The sequence below is a fragment of the Celeribacter ethanolicus genome, assembly GCF_001550095.1.
GTDB lineage: Bacteria > Pseudomonadota > Alphaproteobacteria > Rhodobacterales > Rhodobacteraceae > Celeribacter > Celeribacter ethanolicus.
Window position 1 is genome coordinate 47,426 of the sequence record NZ_LRUC01000041.1, and the last position, 22,415, is coordinate 69,840.

The window sequence follows — 22,415 nt, forward strand, 5'->3', positions numbered from 1 at the left end:
TAAATCAGTTGCACTTTAAACTGATTATGGGAGGAGACGATGTCAGCAATGTTTGAAGAGAGCCGGACGCAGTCCCGCCCGGAGGTGGATCTCGATCCGTTCAGTCAGGAGACAAGGGACAATCCCGAGGCCTTCGACCGCGCGGTGCGCGAGGCGGGGCCGGTTGTTTGGTTGCCAAAATACGGCGTCTGGATCACCGGACAGGACGCTGTCGTGCGCGAGGTGTTTTCCGATTGGCGACGCTTTTCTTCGGCCTATGGCACAGGGCTGACCAATGTCGTTCGCGAAGAACCGTGGCGCAAACCCTCCGTCATTCTCGAAGCCGATCCGCCGACGCATACGCCGAACCGCAAGGTGCTCGCCCGCATCCTGTCAAACGCGGCTCTGCGCAAACTTGCGGAGGATTTCCGCGTTGAAGCGGAACGTATGGTCGATGCCTTAGTAGAGCGCCGCAGCTTCGATCTCGCCGAAGATTTGGCCTTTGCCTTTCCCTTTAAAGTGCTGCCCGATGCGGCGGGCCTGAAACCCGAAGGGCGGCATCATCTGATGCCCTATTCGACGCTGAATTTCAACGCGATGGGGCCGAAGAACGATCTTTACAAAGAGGCTTTGAAGGTCGTCGAAGAGCAGGGGACGTTTGAATATGTCGCCGCTCAGATGGATGAAAAGAATATCCTGCCGAACAGCTTCGGGGCCGAGATTTACGCGGCGGCCCATGCCGGGGACATCACCCATGAAGAAGCCGGGATGCTCGTGCGCGCCTTCATTTCCGCCGGGATCGACACGACGGTCTTTGGCATCGGGATGACGCTGATGGAACTCATCGCGCGCCCCGATCAATGGGACATGCTGCGCGCCGATCCCGGTCTGGCTCGCCCGGCCTTTGAAGAAGGGTTGCGGTTCAGGGCGCCCAGCCCGGTGATCGGACGCACGACCTCGGGGCCGACCGAGCTTGCGGGTGTCTCTCTTGGCGGGGAGGAAAAGGTGTTGATGTGGCTCGCCGCAGCCAACCGTGATCCGGAGAAATGGGACAAGCCCGATGAATATGACATCACGCGGCGTCCTGTCGGCCATCTGGCGTTCGGTATCGGCATTCATGGCTGCGTCGGCCAGATGGTCGCCCGCCTCGAAGCCGAATCCGTGCTCAAGGCGCTGAGCGCGCGGGTCAAACGCATTCATCTGGCGGGGACGCCAGAGAAGATCAATATCAACTGGCTCAGGGGGTATCACTCGATCCCAGTCGAAGTTGAGCCAGCCTGACAAGAAGTCCACGAAGGATAACGCAACCTACAAATCGCGAGCGTCGGAGGAGGACGCAAGCAAGGGAGGAAACGCACAATGAAAACGACACTCGGACTTGGGGCGCTTGTTGCGCTCGGCATCACTGGCGCGGCCGTAGCAGAGACGCCGATTTATGGCTCCTGGCCGCCCGCATCGGATTATCTCAACACGGACACTTTGCCCGGCGCCTTTTCGATGATCGAAGAGGAAACCGGCGGCGATGTCACATGGGAGCTGATCGCGGGGGGACAGCTGGCGGACGGGCGCGGGTCTCTCGCTGCCGTTGGAGACGGGCTGATGCAGGGCGGTTTGCAGATCCCGGTCTATACGCCGGAGGCGATGCCATCTCTCACCTTGCTCTATTCGGTCGTCGTGCCGGGGGACGATCCCGTGGCCGTTGCAGGGGCCGTCACCGAGACGATGTTCCTGAATTGCCCGGATTGTGTTGCAGAGGCGAAAGACAACAACGCTCTGCCGTTCGGGCCTTTTGCCTCGGCCTCTTACCGACTGATGTGCACCTCGCCGGTGGCCAGCATGGCCGATCTGAAAGGCAAACGCATCCGTGCAACGGGTGGCTATGCCGAAATGGCCTCCATGGGGCGCGCGACGCCGATGGCGGTGACGTTGACCGAGGCGGTGAGCCTGTTGCAACGCGGTGGGCTTGAATGTCTCATGGCGGCGCGCGAATGGCTTCAGACCTATGGCTATGGCGAATATGCCAAACAGGTGACGGACCTGCCTTTGGGTGTGGCCTCTCCGGCCGTTGGTTTTTTGATGAACCGGGAGACATTTCTCGACATGTCGTCCGAGGCGCAGGCCGCCCATTTGCGGGCCTCGGCCTATGTCACGGCGAAACACACCATCGGCAATTACGTGGACCGCGACCGCGAAAGCTTTGCGCATCAACAGGCCGAGATGGGGGTTGAACTTGTGACACCCGCCGACGATCTGACCGACCTGGTCAATGGTTTCATCGACAAGGACCGCGCCCGTTTGATCGAGAATGGCAAGGCACTTGGGCTGTCCGATCCGGCAGCTCTGATCAACACCTATCTGGCGAATGTCGAAAAATGGCGCGGCTATTCCGAAGAGATCAACGGCGATGTCGATGCCTTTGCCGCGAAGCTTTGGGATGAAGTCTATGCCAAGGTCGATCCCGCCGATCTCTGATCCGGGGCGCTTTCCGCTGCGGGCTGGCGCGCACGCTGGCTCGCTCTGATCCCACATTCCAATTGCGAGGGCTTCGATGGAACGCCTGATGAAGTTTGCGTCGCGCCTTGCCGACGTATTGTTCTGGATTGCGCTGGTCGCTGGCGCGCTGATGATGACACATGTGACGGTCGATGTGATCGCGCGCACCGTGTTCAACCACCCGCTGCCGGGAACCGGAGAGATCACCGCCTCCTATTACATGATCGCCGCTGCGTTCCTGCCGCTCGCCTGGGTGAGCCTGCGGGACCAACATGTGACGGCGGACCTGTTCGTCGATCAGATGGGTCCGCGGATGCAAAAGATCGTCACGGTACTGACCGATCTTTTGACGTTGGCCTATGTGGCGATTTTTGTCTGGCAGACATGGTTGTCGGCCCTGTCGAAAACCATGCGCGGCGAGGTTTGGGAGATTTTCGGGGGCTATCTGCCGATCTGGCCAACGCGTTGGCTTTTGCCGATTGCGGGCGGGGCGATGTTCCTCGTGCTGCTCCTAAAACTGATCCTGCGGCTGTCAGGGAAAGCCGAACCACCGCATAAGAAAGATCACGTCCCGGATATGCCCAGCTCGGAGGGGGTGTGACATGGATACTTTGTATTTCGGTCTGACGACGCTTGCGATCCTGTTGACCCTGATCGGGTTGCGCGTGCCGATCGGCGTGGCGCTTGGCGTGGTGTCGCTTGGCGGACTGGCCTTTGTGCGCAACACGCCGATTGCCCTGTCGATCCTGCGCGAGACGCCGTTTTCCTTTGCCGCGAGCTGGGATTTGACGGCGATCCCGATGTTCCTGTTGATGGGAGCCATTGCCAATCAGTCGGGCATCTCGACCGCCCTGTTCCGTGCCGCGCGGCTTTGGTTCTCGGCCCTGCCGGGCGGGTTGGCCGTGGCCGCAAACATCGCTTCTGCGGGTTTCGCCGCCGCCTGCGGATCGTCCCTTGCCTCGGCGGCGGCGATGGGGCGGCTCGCCATTCCAGAGATGCTCAAGGCGGGGTATAACAAGGGGCTCGCCACCGGGGTTGTCGCTTCGGCAGGAACACTCTCGGCGCTCATTCCGCCCTCTATTTTGCTAGTTTTGTATGGTGTTTTTGCAGAGGTGTCGATTTCCCGACTTTTGATTGCGGGGGTAATTCCCGGCATTCTCACGGGGTTTGCCTATGTGGTGATGATCCTCATTCGCTGCAAGCTGAACCCCGATCTGGCACCGAAACTTGACGATGCGGAACTGGCGACACTCAAGCGGGACCGGATGTCTGCGCTCAAGGAAACATGGCCACTCGCGATGCTGATTTTTGGCATAATCGGTGGGCTGTACGGCGGAATCGTCACCCCGACCGAAGCCGGTGGTGTTGGGGCGGCGCTGGCTTTGACGATTTCGATCCTGCAAGGCCGGATGGACACACGACGTTTCACCGAAGCGCTCAAAGAGGCGATGGCGGTCACTGCACAAATCTTTTTCGTCGGCATGGGCGCGGTGATGTATACACGGCTTTTGTCACTCACCGGCGTCTCGGGGCTTTTGGTCGATATGGTCGGCTCTTGGGCGGGGGATCCGCTTTTGATCGTCATCGCGCTCTCCGTCATCTACCTGATCCTCGGCATGTTCCTCGACCCTCTGGGCATCATGCTGATCACCATGCCGGTGTTCCTGCCGATGATCGAAACGCTGGGGCTCGATCTGATCTGGTTCGGCATTATCGTCGTGAAATACATCGAGATCGGGATGATCACGCCGCCGATGGGGATGAATGTCTTCGTTGTGAAATCAGTGGTCGGAAGCGAGGTGCCGATCTGGACGATTTTCCGGGGCGTCGGATGGTTTCTGGCCTGTGAGGTCGTGGTGATGGTGCTGTTGATCGCCGTCCCCTCGATCACGCTGTTCCTGCCGGACCTGATGCGCTGACGGCGACCCCACCTGAGAGCCTTGGGCGTGGGCCGAAGCAGGCCTGCGCCAACCAGACCCTGCATCTCGTGTCCGGCCATACCGGGTGTGGTTCACTTCGATAAGTGATGCGCCTGCCGCAGGAGCGGCAGATGTTCTCCGTTTTGTTTTTTCTTGCGACAGAGATTGTCACTTTCTGCGTATAATCTTCTTGTCGCAATAGTTTGCGCCCGAGAAAAGCGAAGGAAGCCCTATGTCTGTCGCCAGAAAGATCCTGCAAGTTCCTATTTGCGTGGCGCTTGCGGTGTGTCCGATCAACCTATTTGCGCAAGCGGGGCCGACAGGCGGCGGGATGACTGAAGTCGGGGTCATGGTGCTTTCCGAGACGGAGGTGCCCTTTACGACGACTTTGCCGGGGCGTGCCGTGGCGAAGGAACAAACAGAAATTCGTCCGCGTGTCGAAGGGGTGATAGAAGAGATCGCCTATACAGCCGGGCAACGTGTCGAAGCCGGAGATTTGTTGTTCCGGCTCGATGCGGAGACCTATGAGGCAGCCTATGCCTCTGCCGAAGCGGCACGAGACAGTGCCGAGGCGACATTGATCACGGCGCAGGCGGCCTATGACCGTTACACGAAACTCGAAGGTGTGGGCGCCTCGACTTCTGATCTTGAAAGCGCGCGGGCGACATTGGCGCAGGCCAAAGCGAGTGTGAAAAGCGCCGAAGCCGATCTCAAACAGGCGCAGCTCGATCTCGACCGGGTAGAGATCCGCAGTCCCATCGCCGGCATCCCCGATGTGCCCGAATTTTCGGTCGGCTCTTTGGTCACTGCCAATCAAAGCGATGCGCTGACCACGGTCACGCGACTTGACCCGATCTATGTCGATGTGTCCGAAAGCTCCGCGCGGCTCATGCGCATCCGCGAACAGGTCGATGCCGGGACTTTGACGCCGGGCAAACAGCTCGACGTGACACTGACGCTTGAAAACGGCGAAGTTTATGATGGGAAAGGCACCCTGATCAGCCCCGGCGTGACGGTTTCGACCACCACCGGATCGATTGATCTGCGCTTTGAATTCGACAACCCCGATCGTCTGATCCTTCCGGGTCAGTTCCTCCGCGTGGATGTCACGCTTGGGACGTCGAAGGCGATTTTGGTGCCGCAGCGTGCGACGACGCGGCAGTCGGACGGGACGCTAACGGCCTTTGTCGCAGAAGACGGGACTGCGCATCAGGTGACGCTGAGCTACAGCGAGACCGCCAATAATGCGTGGATTGTTACCGATGGGGTTTCGGTCGGGGATGAGATCATCCTTGATGGGCTCACCAACCTGACCGATGGCGCGACGATCACCACGGTGCCGGTGACAATCAATGATGCTGGCGTGGTTGAGGATGCCGCTTCGGACGATTCTGATACGACGACTGAGGCTGACTAAGCCATGGTTCGCTTTTTCATCCACCGCCCCGTCTTCGCCTGGGTTCTCGCCATCGTGACGATGCTCGCGGGCATCTTCGCCTATACCCAGCTTTCCGTGTCGCAATATCCCGATATCGCCCCAACGACCGTGCGTATCTCCGCCAGCTATTCCGGAGCCACGGCCGATGCGGTCGAAAACTCCGTGACCTCCGTTCTTGAAGATGCGCTGACTGGGATCGACGGCGTGCTTTATATGCAGAGCTCGTCGAGCGAGGGCTCCTCCTCGATCTCACTGACCTTCGACGAAAGCAACGATCCGATTGACGCGCAAAACGAGGTCCAATCGAAAATCTCGCAAGTTGAAAGCCAGCTCCCCGACGCGGTTCAGGATTCCGGGGTCACCGTGTCGCGGTCTTCCTCCTCGATCCTGATGGTCGGCGCGATTGTTTCCACCGATGGCAGCTATTCCACGATCGAGTTGGGCGATATTCTCGACAATCAGGTTTCCGGTCCTGTGCAGCGCACAGAAGGTGTTGGTGGGATCAACAGTTTCGGTTCCGGCTATGCGATGCGCATCTGGCTCGATCCGCTCAAGCTTGCGCAATATAACCTGACGCCCGCTGACGTGACCGATGCAGTTCAGAACCAGAATACCACCGTGTCCGTCGGGTCTTTGGGCGAATTGCCCGTGGTCGAGGGCCAGCAATTCACCGCAACGATCACCGCGCAAAGCCAGCTCACCTCGGTTGAAGAGTTCGAGAATATCCTTCTTACGACCGAAGAGGGCGGGAGCAGCGTCGTCTTGGGCGATGTCGCCGACATCGAAATCGGGCAGGAGGATTACGGCTCCGACGCGCGGTTTAATGGCGCGAATGCGGCGGGTTTCGGCGTGAACCTCGCCACGGGGGCGAACGCGGTCGACACCGCCAATGCCGTGCGCGCGACGCTCTCCGAACTGGAGGCCTCTCTGCCCGCAGGTGTGGAAATCCAATATGCCTATGACACCTCCCCCTTTGTCGAATTGTCGATTGAAAAGGTTTATCACACGCTGATCGAGGCCATCGTTTTGGTGTTCTTCGTGATCCTCGTGTTCCTGCAAAAATGGCGGGCAACCATCATTCCGATCATCGCCGTGCCAGTCGTTTTGGCCGGGACTTTCGCCGTGCTTGCGGCCCTTGGCTATTCGATCAACACGCTGACGATGTTCGCCATGGTTCTGGCCATCGGGCTTTTGGTCGATGACGCCATTGTCGTGGTCGAGAACGTCGAACGCACCATCGAGGATGACGGCCTTGCGCCTATGGCGGCGACCGAGAAAAGCATGGGGCAGATCACCGGCGCGCTCGTCGGCATTGCGCTTGTGCTCTCCGCCGTGTTCCTGCCGATGGCCTTTTTCGGCGGCTCCACGGGGGTGATTTACCGGCAGTTCTCGGTGACGATTATCACGGCGATGGTGCTGTCGGCGGCGGTTGCTTTGATCCTGACGCCCGCGCTTTGCGCCACGATCCTCAAGCCCGCGAAACACGGCGAAGGCCTCGCCCCCGCACGTTGGTTCAACCGCAATTTCGACCGGGCGAATGGGGGCTATACCTCTGCCGTTGCGCGTATTCTCAAGCGTCCATTCCTTATGATCCTTGTGCTCGCGGCGTTCCTCGCCGGCGCCTGGGGCGTCTACACGCGTCTGCCGTCGTCCTTCCTGCCGCAAGAGGACCAAGGCGTGTTGATGGTCATGGTCAACCTGTCTGAGGGCTCCACCACGCCGCAAACCGAAGAGGTGGTGACCCAGGTCGAAGATTACCTGTTGAACGAGGAAAGCGCGGTCGTGGACAGTACCTTTGCGACGCTGGGCTTTGGCTTTGGCGGCACGGGGCAGAACACCGCGATGCTCTTCGTCAAACTCAAGGATTTCGATGAACGCGAAGGCGACGATCTGTCGGCCTCCGCCGTGGCGCAGCGGGCGACGATGCATTTCGCGGGGCTGCGCGCGGGGCAGGTGATGTTCATGCAACCGCCCGCCATTCCCGGCCTTGGCAATACCTCGGGCTTCTCCATGGAGCTTGTGGACTATGGCAACACCGGGCGTGACGCCCTGATCGCGGCGGCTGAAGAGGTGGAAAGCTTGGCCAATCAGGACGGTCGCCTGCAAAACATCGACGTCTCCGGCGTCGACAGCGAAGCCGTTCTCAAACTGATCATCGACCAGCAGAAAGCCGAAAGCTTTGGTGTCTCGGTGAGTGAGGTAAATTCGATCCTCTCGACCATCTTTGCGGGGTCTTCGGTCAATGATTTCGATTTCAATGGCTCTCTGCGTCCGGTGATCGTCATGGCAGATGCCAGCTACCGGATGCAGCCAGAAGACATCGAGGACTGGTATGCCCGCAACGCCGATGGCGACATGGTCTCGTTTGCGTCCTTCGTGACGACCGAATGGGTCTCCGTTTCGCCGACGCTGTCGCGCATGGATGCGATCGATTCCATCGAGATCTCCGGCTCCCCGGCCGATGGCACCAGCTCGGGCGAGGCGATGGATGCGATCCAGGCCCTCGCCGAAGGTTTAGACGGCGGCTACGGCGTGGCGTGGACGGAGCTGTCCTACCAAGAGCAGCAATCCGGCAACCAAGCGCCCTATCTCTACGCGCTCTCCGTGCTGGTCGTGTTCCTCTGTCTCGCAGCCCTTTATGAAAGCTGGTCGATCCCGTTCTCCGTGATGCTCTCCGTCCCGGTCGGTGTCTTTGGCGCGCTTTTGTTCGCGTGGCTGTTCGATCAGTCGAATGACGTTTATTTCAAGGTCGGCATTCTGACGACCATCGGCTTGGCCGCGAAAAACGCCATCCTGATTGTGGAATTCGCGCGTGGCCTCGAAGAAAAAGGCATGCCTGTCGTAGAGGCTGCGATCGAAGCGGCCAAGCTGCGTTTGCGCCCGATCCTCATGACCTCTCTGGCCTTTATGCTGGGTGTTCTGCCGCTGGCAAAAGCCTCGGGCGCTGGGGCCTCGGCGCAGAACGCCATCGGCTTTGCCGTTCTGGGCGGGATGGCCGCGGCGACCTTCATCGGGATTTTCATGGTGCCAGCCTTCTACGTGATCATTCGAAAATTCACGTTGTCATGTGCGGCAAGGTAGCGGCGGCAGATCTTCGCGGGGGGCGTAGGGCCTCAGGTCTCCGCCTCATCCGCTTCGGGTGCGCGACGGCGCAGCACCTGTACCACGGCCATCACGATGAGTGCGCCGGCGGCGAGGATAAAGGCCGCGGCGATCGGGCGTTGCAGGAAGACCATCGGATCGCCTCGTCCAATCAGAAGGGCGCGCCGCAGGTTGGTTTCGATGAGAGGTCCCAAGACGAACCCCAACAATAACAGCGCCGGGTTGAACCGTGCCAGCGAGAGCGCGTAGCCGATGACACCGATGAGGGCGACGGCGAAGATGTCAAAGCTTGATCCTCGTACCGAATAGACGCCGAGGCTGACAAAGATCAGGATGGCGGGGTAGAGCCATCGGAACGGGATGCGCAGCATCGACACCCAGATGCCGATCAGAGGCAGGTTGAGCACCAACAGCAACAGGTTTCCGATCCCGAAACTCGCGATCAGGCCCCAGAACATGTCGGGGCGCGCGTCGAGCATCAAGGGGCCGGGCTGTACGCCGTGAATCACCAAGGCGCCCAGCATAAGTGCCATGATCGGATCGCCCGGAATGCCAAGCGAGAGCGTGGGGACGAAGGCGCTGATCGCGGCGGCGTTATTGGCCGCCTCGGGCCCCGCGATCCCTTCGACCGCGCCCTTGCCGAATTGCTCTGAGCGGCGCGAGATGCGGCGCTCCGTGGCATAGGCGAGGAAAGACGAAATCGTCGATCCGGTGCCGGGGAGCGCACCGAAGAAACTGCCGAGACTGGCGCCGCGCAAGGCGGGGAAGGGGATACGCCGCAGCTCTGCCCGGCTGGGCAGAAGATCGCGCAATGCGACGCGCGGCGGCACGCCGGTGCGTTCGGCGACACGAATGTTGGAGATTACCTCCGCCACGCCAAACAGGCCCATCGCCAGCGCCACGAGGTTGATGCCGTCCATCAGCTCGGTCTGGCCAAAGATAAAACGCTGCTCGCCGGAATTCACATCGGTCCCGACACAGCCGAGGATCAGCCCCAGCACGACCATAGCCATGCTTTTCGCCGGGTGTTTCGCGCCGACCGTCGAGGCGGCAACCAGGCCGAGGATCATCATCGCGGCATATTCGGCCGCTCCAAAGGCAATCGCCGCCTGAGCCAAAGCGCCCGACAGCAGGATCAGCACGAGAATCCCAATCATAGAGCCTGCAAAGCTGGAGATCATCGAGGTGAACAGGGCCACGCCAGCGCGCCCCTTCTGGGCCAGCGGATAGCCGTCGAGCGTGGTGATTGCTGACTGCGGCGTGCCGGGCAGACGCAGAAGGATGGAGGCCACAGCCCCGCCATATTGCGAGCCGTAATAGACGCCGGCCAGCATCACCAGAGCCGCCTCGGGGGACAGGTAATAGGTGATCGGCAACAACAGAGAAATCGTGGCCATCGCTCCGATGCCGGGCAAAACGCCGACGAAGGTGCCCAAAAGCACGCCGAGCACACAATAGATCAACACGCCGGGCTGTGTCGCGACGCTCAGCCCGTGCAGAAATCCGTCCCACCCATTCATCGTCTTACGCCTCTCATCGTCCCGGCCAGAGCGGGACGGTCATTTTCAATCCGAAGGAAAACACCGCGACCGACAGCGCGGTGACCACGAGGGCCAACACGATGCGCCAGCCGATCCGCCGATCCGGGGCCGCGAGCGACGCGATCAGCACGCTGGTCAATGTCACCAGAACAAGCCCCAAGCGGTCGAGACCGGCGGCGAAGATCAGGATCGCCGCCAGCACGGCGAGGCATTCTTTCCACGCGATCTGGACCGCGTCATCCTGCCGGGCCAAGGCAGGAAGCGCGACCATCCCCCCCAGAAGTGCCAAGGCTGCGCCAAGGACAGCCGGGAAAAACCCGGGCCCCATCCGGCGCAGGGAGCCAATCTCGTAGTGCGCCAGCGTGTAGAAGACGACGAAGAGGCCGATGGCGGCCAGAAGGACGCCACCAACGAGATCAGGAATGTCGCGCTTCATCGGTTACTCTTTCGCGTCGATCCGGTCGAGCACGGCACCCCAGACCTTGGTGTCTTCTGCGATACGCTGTTGCAATTCTTCGGCGGAGCCGCCGGCCGCTTGCCAGCCCATGTCGAGCAACCGCTTTTGCACAGCCTCATCCGCAAGGATGGCGTTGATATGGGTGCTCAGCGTGTCGACAATCGCCTCCTCTGTTCCGGCGGGCGCGATGAAGGCGTTCCATAGCTCGGCGCGGAAATCAACGGGCAACCCGGCCTGACCGGCCATGACCGGCACGCCGGGGGCCTGTGCGAAAGGCGTCTCGGAGGTGATGCCGAGGATTTTCACTTTGCCCGCTTCGACATATTGCATGGCCGCAGAGGGGGCCATGAAACCGCAATCGATTTCATGACCAATGATCGCGGTCGTGACTTCGGCATAGGAGGTGAAGGGAATGTGGAGCATCTCCACACCGGCACGGTCCGAGAACAGCTCGGCCGTCAGATGCGCGCCCGAGCCTTTGCCGACGGATCCATAGGCGAGGGCTTCGGGTTCTTTGCCAGCGGCTTGGACAAAATCCGCGAGGTTTTCGGCGGGGAAATCGGCGGCAACGACAAGCACCAGCGGCGAGGTCGCGATCAGGGTCACCGGAACAATATCTTCGGCGACGTCATAGCCAAGGCTCGGCGTCAGGCGCGGCGCCGTGGTGAGCGGTCCGTTGATGGTGGTGGCAAAGGTGTTCTTTTGATCCTGAGCGTTCAGCATCTGCTGAATGCCGATCACGCCACCGGCGCCGGGTTTGTTTTCGATCACGATCGGCTGACCCAGTTTTTCGGCCAGCGGTTCGGTCACGATGCGGGCCAGAAGGTCAGGGGAGGAGCCTGCGGGGAAGCCCACATAGACATGCTGAGGCTGGCTCGGCCAGGTGGCGTCCTGTGCCAGAGCGGGTTTGCAAAGCGTCATGGCGGCGGCACCCAAAAGGGCCGCGCGGCGCGAAATGATCATGGTAGAGCCTCCCGGGGTCATATGTGGCGTAACAGCCGTAAATCGCGCGCAAGATTGCGGAAAGCGCGGGATTCGGCAAGGCGTCGTCAGGATTTACTTTCGCGGCAGTGGCGTGCGCTTTTGGCCTCGGATCAGGCGGAGAGCTTTAGAATTTGCTGCACCTCGGCGAGACTGAGCCGGACAGGGTTGGCCTGTGTGGAAGAGGCCGACAGGGCATGTCGCGCGGTTTCCTCCCAAAGCGGCGGGCCGCAGTGCAGCTCAGCGAGAGAGGCCAGCCCATGCCTGTCAATGAAAGCGCGCAGGGGCAGTCCAAGCCCGTCTTGCAACCACCGTTCGATCTCTTCGCAGCGCGCGGTGGGTTTGCCTGCTTGCGTCAGCGCGGCATGATTGACCGTCAGGGCAGCAGGAAGCAGACGCCCGCAGATCGCGCCATGGGCGCCCCCGCGACTGCCGATGACGGCGGCGAGGCCATGCACAATCCCAAGCCCGGAATTGGCCAGCGCCAGACCGCTCAGATAGCTGGCTTTGGCCAAAGTGTCGCGCGCGGTTTCATCCTCATGTGTCATGAGTGTCTGAAGCGCTGCGGCCGCAGGCCCGATCATGCCGCGGGCGAGGGCATCGGTGAGCGGATTGGCGCGGTTCGACAGGTAGCTCTCGATCAACTGTGTCAGCGCATCCAACCCGGTCGACAGGGTTAGGGATTTGGGCAGACCATCGGTCAGGGACGCATCAACCACCGCAAGGTCCGGCACGAGACGTGGATCGCGCAGGCTGATTTTGAGCCCTTGTTCCGGTACACCGATCACCGCGTTGCGGGTGGCCTCTGCACCGGTGCCTGCGGTGGTCGGGATCGCCACAAAGGGCAGCGGGGCGTTGAGTTTGGGCGCGGGATTTGGCCTGAGGCCGAGATGATCCAACACATCGCCCTCGGAGACACACAGCCCCGACACCGCCTTGCCCAGATCAATCACCGCACCGCCGCCAATGGCGACGATACACTCGGCGGCGGACGCACGGGCGCGAGCCACCGCGTCGCGGACCTGATCAACAGTCGGCTCGCCTCGGGCGGTAAGGGATGTGACCTGTGCCCCAAGCGTGTCGAGTTCTTCGATCAGCACATCGGCCCAAAGGACCGAGGCGCTGCGCAAGATGAGGACCTTTTGCCCCCTCTCGCGCACCAAAGCTGCGACCTGATCCTTTGCGCCACGTCCGATCAGACAGCGAGCGGGCGCAGTAAAGGCGAGATCCGCGACCGGATTGGACGCGAGGCTGTCGGCGAGACCCGGCATCAGACCAGCATCGTGGCACGAACGGCCCGCGCCCAACCGTCGCATTTGGCCTGCCGCGTCGCCTCATCCATGGTCGGCTCAAAGGTGCGCTCCAGCGCCCATGTGGCGGCAAAGCCCTCCATGTCGGGATAGACGCTCGCCCGCTGACCGGCGAGCCAGGCGGCGCCCATGGCCGTGGTCTCGAGGACTTTGGGGCGGTCGACGGGCGCGGAAATGATGTCGGACAGGAATTGCATCGCAAAATCCGAGGCACTCATGCCGCCATCGACGCGCAGCGCCGTGGTGGCGTCGCCCTGCCAATCGGCATGCATGGCCTCTAAGAGGTCGCGGGTTTGATAGCCGACGCTTTCAAGCGCGGCGCGGGCAAATTCCGCAGGGCCTGAGTTGCGTGTCATCCCGAACATTGCCCCCCGGCATTCCGCATTCCAATAGGGCGCGCCAAGCCCCGTGAAGGCGGGCACAAGGATCAGGTCCTGCGTTTTGTCGGCGCTTTCGGCCAGGGGCTGAGTCTCGGAGGCCTCGCGGATGATTTTCAGCCCGTCGCGCAGCCATTGCACCACGGCACCGGCGATAAAGATCGACCCTTCGAGCGCATAGGTCGTCTTGCCGCCGATGCGGTAGGCGATGGTGGTCAAGAGCCGGTTTTGCGACATCACCGGCGTCTCGCCCGTGTTCAAAAGCGCGAAACAGCCGGTGCCATAGGTCGATTTCACCATGCCCGGTTTGAAACAGGCCTGACCGATGGTAGCCGCCTGTTGGTCGCCCGCGATGCCCAAAATCGGGATCGGACGGCCAAAGAGATCGGGGCGGGTTTCGCCGAAATCGGCATCGCAATCGCGCACCTCTGGCAGCATCGCCATCGGAATGTCGAAGCGTTTGCAAATCGTCGTGGACCAATGGCCTTTGCGGATGTCGTAAAGCATGGTGCGCGCGGCGTTGGTGGCGTCGGTGGCATGGACCTTGCCGCCCGTCAGTTTCCACACCAGCCAGCTGTCAACCGTGCCAAACAAAAGTTCGCCCGCCTCGGCGCGGTCGCGCGCGCCTTCCACGTTGTCGAGAATCCATTTCAGTTTCGTCGCCGAGAAATAGGGATCGAGCAACAGCCCGGTCTTTTCCGTGACGACCTCTTCAAAGCCCTCCGCCTTAAGCGTCTTGCACAGCTCGGAGGTGCGGCGGTCCTGCCAGACGATGGCATTGTAGACCGGCTGGCCGGTGGTCTTGTCCCAGACAAGCGTGGTTTCGCGCTGGTTGGTGATGCCGATCGCGGCGATTTGTGACACGTCGGCCGAGGATTTCTCGATCGCCGCACGACAGGTGGCCGCCGTGGTGGACCAGAGATCGAAGGCGTCATGTTCGACCCAGCCGCTTTTGGGGAAATGCTGTTCGAATTCTTCCTGCGCGGTGGCTGTGACGGACAAATCTCCGTCAAACAGAATGGCGCGGGTCGATGTGGTGCCCTGATCAATGGCAAGAATATAGGTCACATGCATCTCCTTGGTGGTCTCTGCTCGGTCCAAAGCTATGCCACCAGCGCTGGACGGAAAAGAGGGGGTAAAAGAGGGCGGTGATCCCGCCCTCTTTCAACATTTACTGCCAGGAGGCGACGAGTTCGTCGTAGGAGACGGTTTGCGGCTCCTCGCGTTCGTTCTCGATGGCCGGTTTCGGCGCGCCTTCCATGGCGAGCCACTCCTCGGCGCTGGTCTCGTTGTTCATGACCGGCCCGAGGTCGCCCTGAATGCCAGCGCGTTCGAGACGCTCCATGACTTTCTCCATATCGGCGCAGAGGCTGTCGAGCGCATCCTGCGCGGATTTCGCGCCGGACATCGCGTCACCGATATTCTGCCACCAGAGCTGGGCGAGCTTCGGGTAATCCGGAACGTTGGTGCCGGTGGGCGACCAGCGCACGCGGTCGGGCGAGCGGTAGAACTCGACGAGACCGCCAAGTTTCGGCGCACGATCGGAGAAGCTCTCATGCTGGATGGTGGATTCGCGGGTGAAGGTCAGACCGACATGGGATTTCTTCACGTCGACGGTTTTGGACCCCACGAATTGTGCGTAGAGCCACGCGGCTTTGGCGCGATCATCCGGCGTGGATTTCATCAGCGTCCAGGACCCCACGTCCTGATAGCCGACCTTCATGCCGTCTTCCCAGTAGACGCCATGCGGGCTGGGGGCGAGACGCCATTTTGGGGTGCCATCCTCGTTCATCACCGCCGGGCTGTCGACCAGAGGCGCGACGAAGGTGGTGTACATGAACATCTGTTGCGCGATGTTGCCCTGACCCGGAACCGGACCGGCCTCCGAGAAGGTCATGCCCATGGCGGAGGGCGGCGAGTATTTGTTCAGCCAGTCGATGGCTTTCTCCACCGCATAGACCGCCGCCGGAGAGTTCGCCGCGCCGCCGCGTGCCATACAGGCGCCGACAGGTTGCGAGTTCTCGTTCACGCGGATGCCCCATTCATCGACCGGAAGGCCGTTGGGTTCGCCTTTGTCGCCCATCCCGGCCATGGACATCCATGCGTCGGTGTAGCGCCAGCCCAGGGACGGGTCTTTCTTGCCGTAGTCCATCGAGCCATAGACCTCGACGCCGTCGATATTGCGACCGGTGAAGAATTCGGCGATGTCCTCATAGGCCGACCAGTTGACCGGAACGCCGAGGTCGTAGCCGTATTTCTCTTTGAACTCGGCCATGATTGCGGGATCGGTGAACCAATCGTAGCGGAACCAGTAAAGGTTCGCGAATTGCTGGTCGGGCAGCTGATAGAGCTTGCCATCGGGTGCGGTGGTGAATTGCGTGCCGATATAGTCGTCGAGATCGAGACCGGGGTTGGTCACATCCGCGCCCTCGTTTGCCATCCAGTCGGTGAGGTTGCGCACCTGTTGATAGCGCCAGTGGGTGCCGATCAGGTCGCTGTCGTTGACATAGGCGTCATAGATGTTTTCGCCCGACTGCATCTGAGTTTGCAGTTTCTCGACCACATCGCCTTCGCCGATCAGATCGTGGGTGATTTTGATGCCGGTGATTTTTTCGAAGGCGGGTGCGAGCACCTGAGATTCATATTCATGCGTGGTGATGGTCTCGGAGACCACTTTGATCTCCATGCCCGCAAAAGGCTGGGCCGCGTCGATGAACCACTGCATTTCTGCTTCCTGATCGGCGCGCGACAGCGCCGACTGATCCCCGATTTCGGCATCGAGGAAGGCTTTCGCCGCTTCCATATCGGCGAAGGCAGGCACCGACAAAAGGCCGAGGCCTAACGCCAGTGCGGTGGTTGTCTTGAGACGATGGTTCATTGGTTTCCTCCCTATGTGAACCTATATTTTTAGGTGTCGATCCGTCGCGGGGGCCTCCTCAGACCCAGCGAAAGACGATGGCTGCAAAGATCAGGCAAACGACAAGCGCGAGCGCTTGGTTGGCGCCGATCAGTCCGAGCCATGCAAGATTGATGAAGGCCGAGCCCAGAAGGGTGATGAACAAACGATCCCCCCGGGTGGTCTCAATGCCCAAGACGCCAACGCGCGGCGTTTCGGGAAATTTGATCGCCAGAATGGTGAAGATCACCAAAAGCGTTGCAATCGTTCCGAAAAAGGCGGCGGTCGGCCATGTCCATGCCATCCAGTCCATGTCGAATTCCTCCTCTTAGACCCGACCGAGGGCAAAGCCCTTGGCGATGTAATTGCGCACGAAGTAGATCACGAGCGCGCCCGGCACGATGGTGAGCACCCCGGCGGCGGCCAGCACGCCCCAGTCGACGCCAGCCGCACCCACGGTGCGGGTCATGGTGGCGGCGATGGGTTTGGCGTCCACCGAGGTCAGCGTGCGCGAGAGCAGAAGCTCGACCCAAGAGAACATGAAGCAGAAGAACGCAGCCACACCGATGCCCGAGGCGATGAGCGGCATGAAGATCTTTACGAAGAAACGCCCAAAGCCGTAGCCGTCGATATAGGCGGTCTCGTCGATTTCCTTCGGCACGCCGCGCATGAAACCTTCGAGGATCCAGACGGCGAGCGGCACGTTAAAGAGACAATGCGCCAGAGCCACGGCGATATGCGTGTCGAACAACCCGATTGAGGAATAGAGCTGAAAGAAGGGCAGGGCGAAGACAGCCGGCGGCGCCATGCGGTTCGTCAAAAGCCAGAAGAACAGGTGCTTGTCGCCGAGGAAATTGTAGCGCGAAAACGCATAGGCAGCGGGCAGGGCGACAGCGAGCGAAATCACCGTGTTCATCACCACATAGATCATCGAGTTGACGTAGCCCATGTACCATGCCTCGTCGGTGAGGATCGTGACGTAGTTCTCGAACGTCAGGTTTTGTGGCCAAAGCGAGAAACTGCCCAGAATTTCTGTGTTGGTCTTGAGGCTCATGTTCAACAGCCAGTAGATCGGCAACATGAGGAACAGAAGATAGAGCGTCATCACCACGGCGCGGCCCTTCACCTTGGGGAGGCTGCGCGCGCGGGTGGCGGGTGTGAGTGCGGTTGCGTCCGTCATCTTACATGCCCTTTTTGTCGAGGTTGACCATGACGGTGTAGAACACCCATGAAATCAACAGGATCACGAGGAAATACATCAAGGAGAAGGCAGCAGCGGGTCCGAGATCGAACTGGCCCAGAGCCATCTTGACGAGGTCGATGGACAAAAGCGTCGTCGCATTGCCCGGACCGCCGCCCGTCACCACGAAGGGCTCGGTGTAGATCATGAAACTGTCCATGAAGCGCAGCAGGATCGCGATCATCAACACGCCCATCATCTTGGGCAGTTCGATGAAACGGAACACTTTCCAACGGTTCGCCTGATCGATCCGCGCGGCCTGATAATAGGCGTCGGGGATGGATTTCAGACCGGCAAAGGCCAGAAGTGCCACGAGCGAGGTCCAGTGCCAGACATCCATGACGATGATGGTGATCCAGGCGGAAACGGTGTCCTGCGTGTAGTTGTAATCAATGCCAAGCGCATCAAGCGTATAACCCAGAAGGCCAATGTCAACGCGGCCGAAAATCTGCCAGATCGTGCCGACCACGTTCCATGGGATCAAAAGCGGCAGGGACATGACCACGAGGCAGAAGGACGACCAAAAGCCCGATTTCGGCATGTTGAGCGCCACGAAAATGCCCAGCGGAATTTCGATGGCAAGGATGATGCCGGAGAACATCAACTGACGTTGCAGCGCGTTCCACATCCGCTCGTCCGAGAGCATCTCCTGGAACCACTCAAGCCCTGCCCAGAAGAACTGGTTGTTGCCGAAGGTGTCCTGCACGGAATAGTTCACCACCGTCATGAGCGGGATCACGGCGGAGAACGCCACAAGCACCAAGACCGGCAGCACTAGGAACCATGCTTTTTGATTGGTTGTTTTCTGTTGCATCACGCGGCCTCCCCGCCGGTGGCGGACTGGGGCGCCACACGCCAGTCGTTTGTATAGACATTCACGCGCGCCGGGTCGAAAGTGACGCGGGTCATGTCCGCGCGCACGGGATCGTCCTCGCCGGCGATGATGTTGATGTCTTGGCCAAAGAATTCGGCACGGATGATCTTGTGACGCCCGGCATCCTCGACGCGGCGCACTTTCACGGGCAGGCCTTCGCTTTCGCTCAACCGGGCAAATTCCGGCCGCACGCCGATTTCCACCTTGCCGCTCACCGGCGCATAACCCGCGCCGAGCGCAATTTCCGAGCCGTTGATATAGGCTTTCGTGCCCTCGACCTTGGCGGGGATCACGTTCATGCCCGGCGAGCCGATGAAATAGCCCACAAAGGTATGCGCGGGCCGTTCGAACAACTCCTCAGGCGTGCCGATCTGAACCACGCGCCCGTCATACATGACAACGACCTTGTCCGCGAAGGTCAGAGCCTCCGTCTGGTCGTGGGTCACATAGATCATCGTGTGGCCGAAATCGTGGTGCAGCTTTTTGAGCTGGGTTCTGAGTTCCCATTTCATATGCGGGTCGATCACGGTCAGGGGTTCGTCGAACAAAAGCGCATTCACGTCCTTGCGCACCATGCCACGACCCAGAGAAATCTTTTGCTTGGCATCCGCGCCCAGCCCGCGCGCCTTTTTACGCAGCATGTCTTCCATGCCGATCATCCGTGCGATTTCCTGAACGCGCTCGGCCACATAGGTCTCGTCGCGGCCCCGGTTGCGGAGCGGAAAGGCCAGATTGTCGTGCACGGTCATCGTGTCGTAGACCACCGGGAACTGGAACACCTGCGCGATGTTGCGCTCCGCCGTGGGGGCGCGGGTGACGTCTTTGCCGTCGAACAGGATGCGCCCCTGCGAGGGCATCAACAGCCCTGAGATGATATTGAGCAACGTGGACTTGCCGCAGCCTGACGAGCCCAAAAGCGCATAGGCCTCGCCATCTTCCCAGTCGTAATTCAGTTCCTTGAGCGCATAGTCGTCCTGCGACGCAGGCGTCGGATTGTAGGAATGCGCAAGGTTGTCGAGTGTAATTCTTGCCATGATCGCGCCTCCTCACGCCGCCATCGCGTAGGCGGCGGGCGCAACGAGCCCCCCGTCTTCGCCGAACACATAGACATGGCGCGGATCGAGCCAGACATCGAGCGCGGCGCCAATCTCGAGATCGTGCACGCCGTGGATCAACCCGACCCAACGCGCGCCATGGTGATCGAGATGGACGAAAGTTTCCGACCCGGTCAGCTCCGTCACATGCAGGTTCGTTGTGAATTTCATTGCGTTTTCAGCGTGCTGCGTGATTTCGAGATGGTTCGGACGGAACCCGGCGGTGTAGCGTCCATCCGCCAGATCGGCGAGCTTGCCGGTCGCCTGCGCGCTTTGTCCGTCACCGAACATCAACCGATCGCCAGTCTTGGAGATTTGCAGGAAATTCATCGGCGGATCGGAGAACACCCGTGCCGTCGTGGCGTCCACCGGCTGGCGATAGACCTCGGGCGTTGGCCCGAATTGCGTCACGCGTCCCTCCCAGAGCGTCGCTGTGTTGCCGCCGAGCAAAAGCGCCTCTTCGGGTTCCGTTGTCGCATAGACAAAGATCGAGCCGGAGGCCTCGAAGATCTTCGGAATCTCGACACGCAACTCCTCGCGCAGCTTGTAATCGAGGTTGGCGAGCGGCTCATCGAGCAGCACAAGGCCTGCGTTTTTCACCAGCGCACGGGCCAGAGCACAGCGTTGTTGTTGCCCGCCTGACAGTTCCAGAGGTTTGCGGTCCAGCATCGGCGTCAGCTTCATCAGCTCTGCCGTTTCCCGCACCCGCGTGTCGATCTCCGCCTTGTCTACGCCCATCAGCTTCATCGGCGAGGCAATGTTGTCGTAGACGCTCATCGAGGGGTAGTTGATGAATTGCTGATACACCATCGCAACCTTGCGATCCTGCACCCGCATGCCGGTGACGTCCTGGCCGTCCCAGAAAATCCGCCCGGAGCTCGGTTGATCGAGCCCGGCCATCAGACGCATCAGCGAGGTCTTCCCCGACAGGGTCGGCCCCAGCAGAACGTTCATCGTTCCTTTTTCGAGCGTCAGATCGGTCGCGGCAATATGCATTTGCCCCTCGACGATCTTCGATACGCCCTTCAGTTCCAGCGTCATTAGGTCCTCCTCCCCGCGCCTTATTGTCTTTGGCCTTATTCGGCGGCGGCCATCCGTGCGCGGTGGCTTTGCATCCAGTCATCCAGATCATTGATCTGCGTTTCATCCAGACGCAGCCCAAGCTTTGAGCGGCGCCAAACAATATCCTCGGCCGTGCGCGCATATTCGCGCTCCATCAGCCATGTCACTTCGGTCTCGGTCAGGGTCGCGCCGAAATCACGTCCGAGCGCCTCGGCATTCTCTGCGTCTCCCAGCATGTCACGCGCTTCGGTGCCGTAGGCGCGCACCAGACGTCGCGCCCAGAACGGGGTCAGAAACCCGAATTGCGCACGCAGCTCGGAAACAAGCCGGTCAAACCCGCCGACCGGGAAATCCCCGCCTGCGAGCGGCACACCTGCCGTCCAGCGTCCTTTTGCATTCGGCCCCTTTGCGTCGGGCAGATGGTCCGAGATTTTCTCAAGCGCGCTTTCCGCCAGCCGCCGATAGGTCGTGATTTTCCCCCCGAAGATGTTGAGCACCGGCGCACCGCCCTCTGCATCGACCTTGAGCGTATAGTCTCGCGTTGCCGCTGTCGCCGATGACGCTCCGTCATCATAGAGCGGGCGGACGCCGGAATAGCTCCAGACCACATCCTCGGCGCTGATCGGCGCTTTGAAATATTTGTTGGCAAAGGCGATCAGATAGTCGCGCTCTTCGTCGGTACAGGTGGGTTTGAGTGACGGATCGCTGTGCTCGGCGTCCGTGGTGCCGATCAGGGTGAAATCTGTCTCATAGGGAATGGCGAAAATGATCCGCCCGTCGGTGCCCTGAAAGAAATAGCATTTGTCGTGATCGTAGAGCTTGCGGGTCACGATATGGCTGCCGCGCACAAGTCGCACGCCCTCTTTCGACGGCAGGTCGATTTTGTCGTGAATCACGTCGCCGACCCAAGGCCCGCCCGCATTCACCAGCATTTTGGCGTAATGGGTGGCGGTGCGGCCATGTTCCATATCTTTCGTTTCGACACGCCAGAGATCGCCTTCGCGCGTCGCATGGGTCACTTTGGTGCGCGTCAGAATCGCCGCACCGCGTGCCTCTGCGTCGCGGGCATTGAGGATCACAAGGCGGGAATCCTCGACCCAGCAATCGGAATATTCATAGGCTTTGGCAAAGCGTTCCTGCAGCGGCGCGCCCTCGGCCGTTCCCGTCAGGCCGATGGTTTCCGTGCCCGGCAGGATTTTGCGCCCGCCCAGATGATCGTAGAGAAACAGGCCAAGCCGGATCAGCCATGCCGGACGGCGCCCTTTCATCCAAGGCATCACGACAGACAGAAGTTTCGAGGTCGGCGTTTCGGATTCGAAGCGCATATCCTTATGATAAGGAAGGACAAAACGCATCGGCCAGCTGATGTGCGGCATGGCCCGCAGGAGGATTTCACGCTCGATCAGAGCCTCTCGGACCAGCCGAAACTCGAAATATTCGAGATAGCGTAGCCCACCGTGAAAGAGTTTTGTGGAGGAAGACGAGGTCGCAGAGGCCAGATCGCTCATCTCCACGAGCGTCACGGAAAATCCCCGCCCCGCCGCGTCGCGCGCAATGCCACAGCCATTAATGCCGCCGCCAATCACAAAAAGATCGACGGGATGTGTGCTGTCATTCCCCTGCACAGGCTTTCCTCCCAAGTTCTGGCGCTA

18 protein-coding genes are annotated in these 22,415 nt (G+C 60.6%); 6 read left to right on the plus strand and 12 right to left on the minus strand.

Annotated elements, in window-relative coordinates; all coding sequences use genetic code 11:
* Positions 1-39 precede the first annotated feature (39 nt).
* The 6 genes from NH195_RS15355 (at position 40) to NH195_RS15380 (ending at position 8,910) form a co-directional block, all read left to right on the plus strand.
* Positions 40-1,260, plus strand: a complete 1,221-nt coding sequence (locus tag NH195_RS15355; RefSeq protein ID WP_202906518.1) for a cytochrome P450 — start codon at positions 40-42, stop codon at positions 1,258-1,260.
* Between the two features lie 78 nt (positions 1,261-1,338).
* Positions 1,339-2,451, plus strand: coding sequence for a type 2 periplasmic-binding domain-containing protein (locus NH195_RS15360; RefSeq protein ID WP_066708815.1), 1,113 nt, complete (start codon positions 1,339-1,341; stop codon positions 2,449-2,451).
* A gap of 88 nt (positions 2,452-2,539) precedes the next feature.
* Entirely contained in the window at positions 2,540-3,073 is a 534-nt protein-coding gene (locus tag NH195_RS15365) for a TRAP transporter small permease (protein WP_162265881.1), read from the plus strand.
* Position 3,074: 1 nt separating this feature from the next.
* Positions 3,075-4,391 carry a TRAP transporter large permease gene (locus tag NH195_RS15370; RefSeq protein WP_066708820.1) on the plus strand — a complete coding sequence of 439 codons (1,317 nt, stop codon included), beginning with the start codon at positions 3,075-3,077 and terminating at the stop codon, positions 4,389-4,391.
* Positions 4,392-4,722: 331 nt separating this feature from the next.
* Entirely contained in the window at positions 4,723-5,808 is a 1,086-nt protein-coding gene (locus tag NH195_RS15375) for an efflux RND transporter periplasmic adaptor subunit (RefSeq protein ID WP_238379778.1), read from the plus strand.
* Between the two features lie 3 nt (positions 5,809-5,811).
* Entirely contained in the window at positions 5,812-8,910 is a 3,099-nt protein-coding gene (locus tag NH195_RS15380) for an efflux RND transporter permease subunit (RefSeq protein ID WP_066708825.1), read from the plus strand.
* Positions 8,911-8,942: 32 nt separating this feature from the next.
* Here the strand turns inward: NH195_RS15380 and NH195_RS15385 are convergent, their stop codons facing one another.
* The 12 genes from NH195_RS15385 to glpD form a co-directional block, all read right to left on the minus strand.
* The gene (locus tag NH195_RS15385; RefSeq protein ID WP_066708828.1) at positions 8,943-10,451 is read right to left on the minus strand and encodes a tripartite tricarboxylate transporter permease; all 1,509 of its coding nucleotides are present in this window, start codon (positions 10,449-10,451) and stop codon (positions 8,943-8,945) included.
* A 13-nt stretch (positions 10,452-10,464) separates the two neighbouring features.
* The gene (locus NH195_RS15390; RefSeq protein ID WP_066708831.1) at positions 10,465-10,908 is read right to left on the minus strand and encodes a tripartite tricarboxylate transporter TctB family protein; all 444 of its coding nucleotides are present in this window, start codon (positions 10,906-10,908) and stop codon (positions 10,465-10,467) included.
* 3 nt (positions 10,909-10,911) lie between these two features.
* Positions 10,912-11,892, minus strand: a complete 981-nt coding sequence (locus tag NH195_RS15395; protein ID WP_066708834.1) for a Bug family tripartite tricarboxylate transporter substrate binding protein — start codon at positions 11,890-11,892, stop codon at positions 10,912-10,914.
* A gap of 131 nt (positions 11,893-12,023) precedes the next feature.
* Positions 12,024-13,181, minus strand: coding sequence for an iron-containing alcohol dehydrogenase (locus tag NH195_RS15400; protein ID WP_066708837.1), 1,158 nt, complete (start codon positions 13,179-13,181; stop codon positions 12,024-12,026).
* Positions 13,181-14,665, minus strand: a complete 1,485-nt coding sequence (gene glpK / locus NH195_RS15405; RefSeq protein ID WP_066708951.1) for a glycerol kinase GlpK — start codon at positions 14,663-14,665, stop codon at positions 13,181-13,183. Before glpK ends, NH195_RS15400 begins: the two co-directional genes overlap by 1 nt.
* 103 nt (positions 14,666-14,768) lie before the next feature.
* Positions 14,769-16,475: an ABC transporter substrate-binding protein gene (locus NH195_RS15410; protein ID WP_066708840.1), complete on the minus strand. Its 1,707-nt coding sequence runs from the start codon at positions 16,473-16,475 to the stop codon at positions 14,769-14,771.
* A 58-nt stretch (positions 16,476-16,533) separates the two neighbouring features.
* Positions 16,534-16,806: a DUF2160 domain-containing protein gene (locus NH195_RS15415; RefSeq protein ID WP_066708843.1), complete on the minus strand. Its 273-nt coding sequence runs from the start codon at positions 16,804-16,806 to the stop codon at positions 16,534-16,536.
* Positions 16,807-16,821: 15 nt separating this feature from the next.
* Complete coding sequence (locus NH195_RS15420) at positions 16,822-17,673, minus strand: carbohydrate ABC transporter permease (RefSeq protein ID WP_066708846.1); 852 nt, start codon at positions 17,671-17,673, stop codon at positions 16,822-16,824.
* A gap of 1 nt (position 17,674) precedes the next feature.
* Entirely contained in the window at positions 17,675-18,547 is an 873-nt protein-coding gene (locus tag NH195_RS15425; protein ID WP_066708849.1) for a carbohydrate ABC transporter permease, read from the minus strand.
* Positions 18,547-19,641, minus strand: coding sequence for an ABC transporter ATP-binding protein (locus tag NH195_RS15430; RefSeq protein WP_066708852.1), 1,095 nt, complete (start codon positions 19,639-19,641; stop codon positions 18,547-18,549). The genes NH195_RS15425 and NH195_RS15430 overlap by 1 nt, the downstream gene beginning before the upstream one ends.
* Positions 19,642-19,653: 12 nt before the next feature.
* A complete protein-coding gene (locus tag NH195_RS15435) occupies positions 19,654-20,742 on the minus strand; it encodes an ABC transporter ATP-binding protein (protein ID WP_066708855.1) in 1,089 nt (362 codons plus the stop codon).
* A gap of 35 nt (positions 20,743-20,777) precedes the next feature.
* Complete coding sequence (glpD, locus tag NH195_RS15440) at positions 20,778-22,388, minus strand: glycerol-3-phosphate dehydrogenase (protein ID WP_066708858.1); 1,611 nt, start codon at positions 22,386-22,388, stop codon at positions 20,778-20,780.
* Between the last annotated feature and the right edge of the window lie 27 nt (positions 22,389-22,415).

Bases quoted from the DNA above. Each gene is read 5' to 3' on its own strand.
- NH195_RS15365 (WP_162265881.1), top strand. From the start codon at position 2,540: ATGAAGTTTGCGTCGCGCCTTGCCGACGTATTGTTCTGGATTGCGCTG.
- NH195_RS15375 (WP_238379778.1), top strand. From the start codon at position 4,723: ATGACTGAAGTCGGGGTCATGGTGCTTTCCGAGACGGAGGTGCCCTTT.
- NH195_RS15385 (WP_066708828.1), bottom strand. From the start codon at position 10,451: ATGAATGGGTGGGACGGATTTCTGCACGGGCTGAGCGTCGCGACACAG.
- NH195_RS15400 (WP_066708837.1), bottom strand. From the start codon at position 13,181: ATGCCGGGTCTCGCCGACAGCCTCGCGTCCAATCCGGTCGCGGATCTC.
- NH195_RS15395 (WP_066708834.1), bottom strand. From the start codon at position 11,892: ATGATCATTTCGCGCCGCGCGGCCCTTTTGGGTGCCGCCGCCATGACG.
- NH195_RS15435 (WP_066708855.1), bottom strand. From the start codon at position 20,742: ATGACGCTGGAACTGAAGGGCGTATCGAAGATCGTCGAGGGGCAAATG.
- NH195_RS15410 (WP_066708840.1), bottom strand. From the start codon at position 16,475: ATGAACCATCGTCTCAAGACAACCACCGCACTGGCGTTAGGCCTCGGC.
- NH195_RS15380 (WP_066708825.1), top strand. From the start codon at position 5,812: ATGGTTCGCTTTTTCATCCACCGCCCCGTCTTCGCCTGGGTTCTCGCC.
- NH195_RS15430 (WP_066708852.1), bottom strand. From the start codon at position 19,641: ATGGCAAGAATTACACTCGACAACCTTGCGCATTCCTACAATCCGACG.
- NH195_RS15390 (WP_066708831.1), bottom strand. From the start codon at position 10,908: ATGAAGCGCGACATTCCTGATCTCGTTGGTGGCGTCCTTCTGGCCGCC.
- NH195_RS15360 (WP_066708815.1), top strand. From the start codon at position 1,339: ATGAAAACGACACTCGGACTTGGGGCGCTTGTTGCGCTCGGCATCACT.
- NH195_RS15425 (WP_066708849.1), bottom strand. From the start codon at position 18,547: ATGCAACAGAAAACAACCAATCAAAAAGCATGGTTCCTAGTGCTGCCG.
- NH195_RS15370 (WP_066708820.1), top strand. From the start codon at position 3,075: ATGGATACTTTGTATTTCGGTCTGACGACGCTTGCGATCCTGTTGACC.
- NH195_RS15355 (WP_202906518.1), top strand. From the start codon at position 40: ATGTCAGCAATGTTTGAAGAGAGCCGGACGCAGTCCCGCCCGGAGGTG.
- NH195_RS15415 (WP_066708843.1), bottom strand. From the start codon at position 16,806: ATGGACTGGATGGCATGGACATGGCCGACCGCCGCCTTTTTCGGAACG.
- NH195_RS15420 (WP_066708846.1), bottom strand. From the start codon at position 17,673: ATGACGGACGCAACCGCACTCACACCCGCCACCCGCGCGCGCAGCCTC.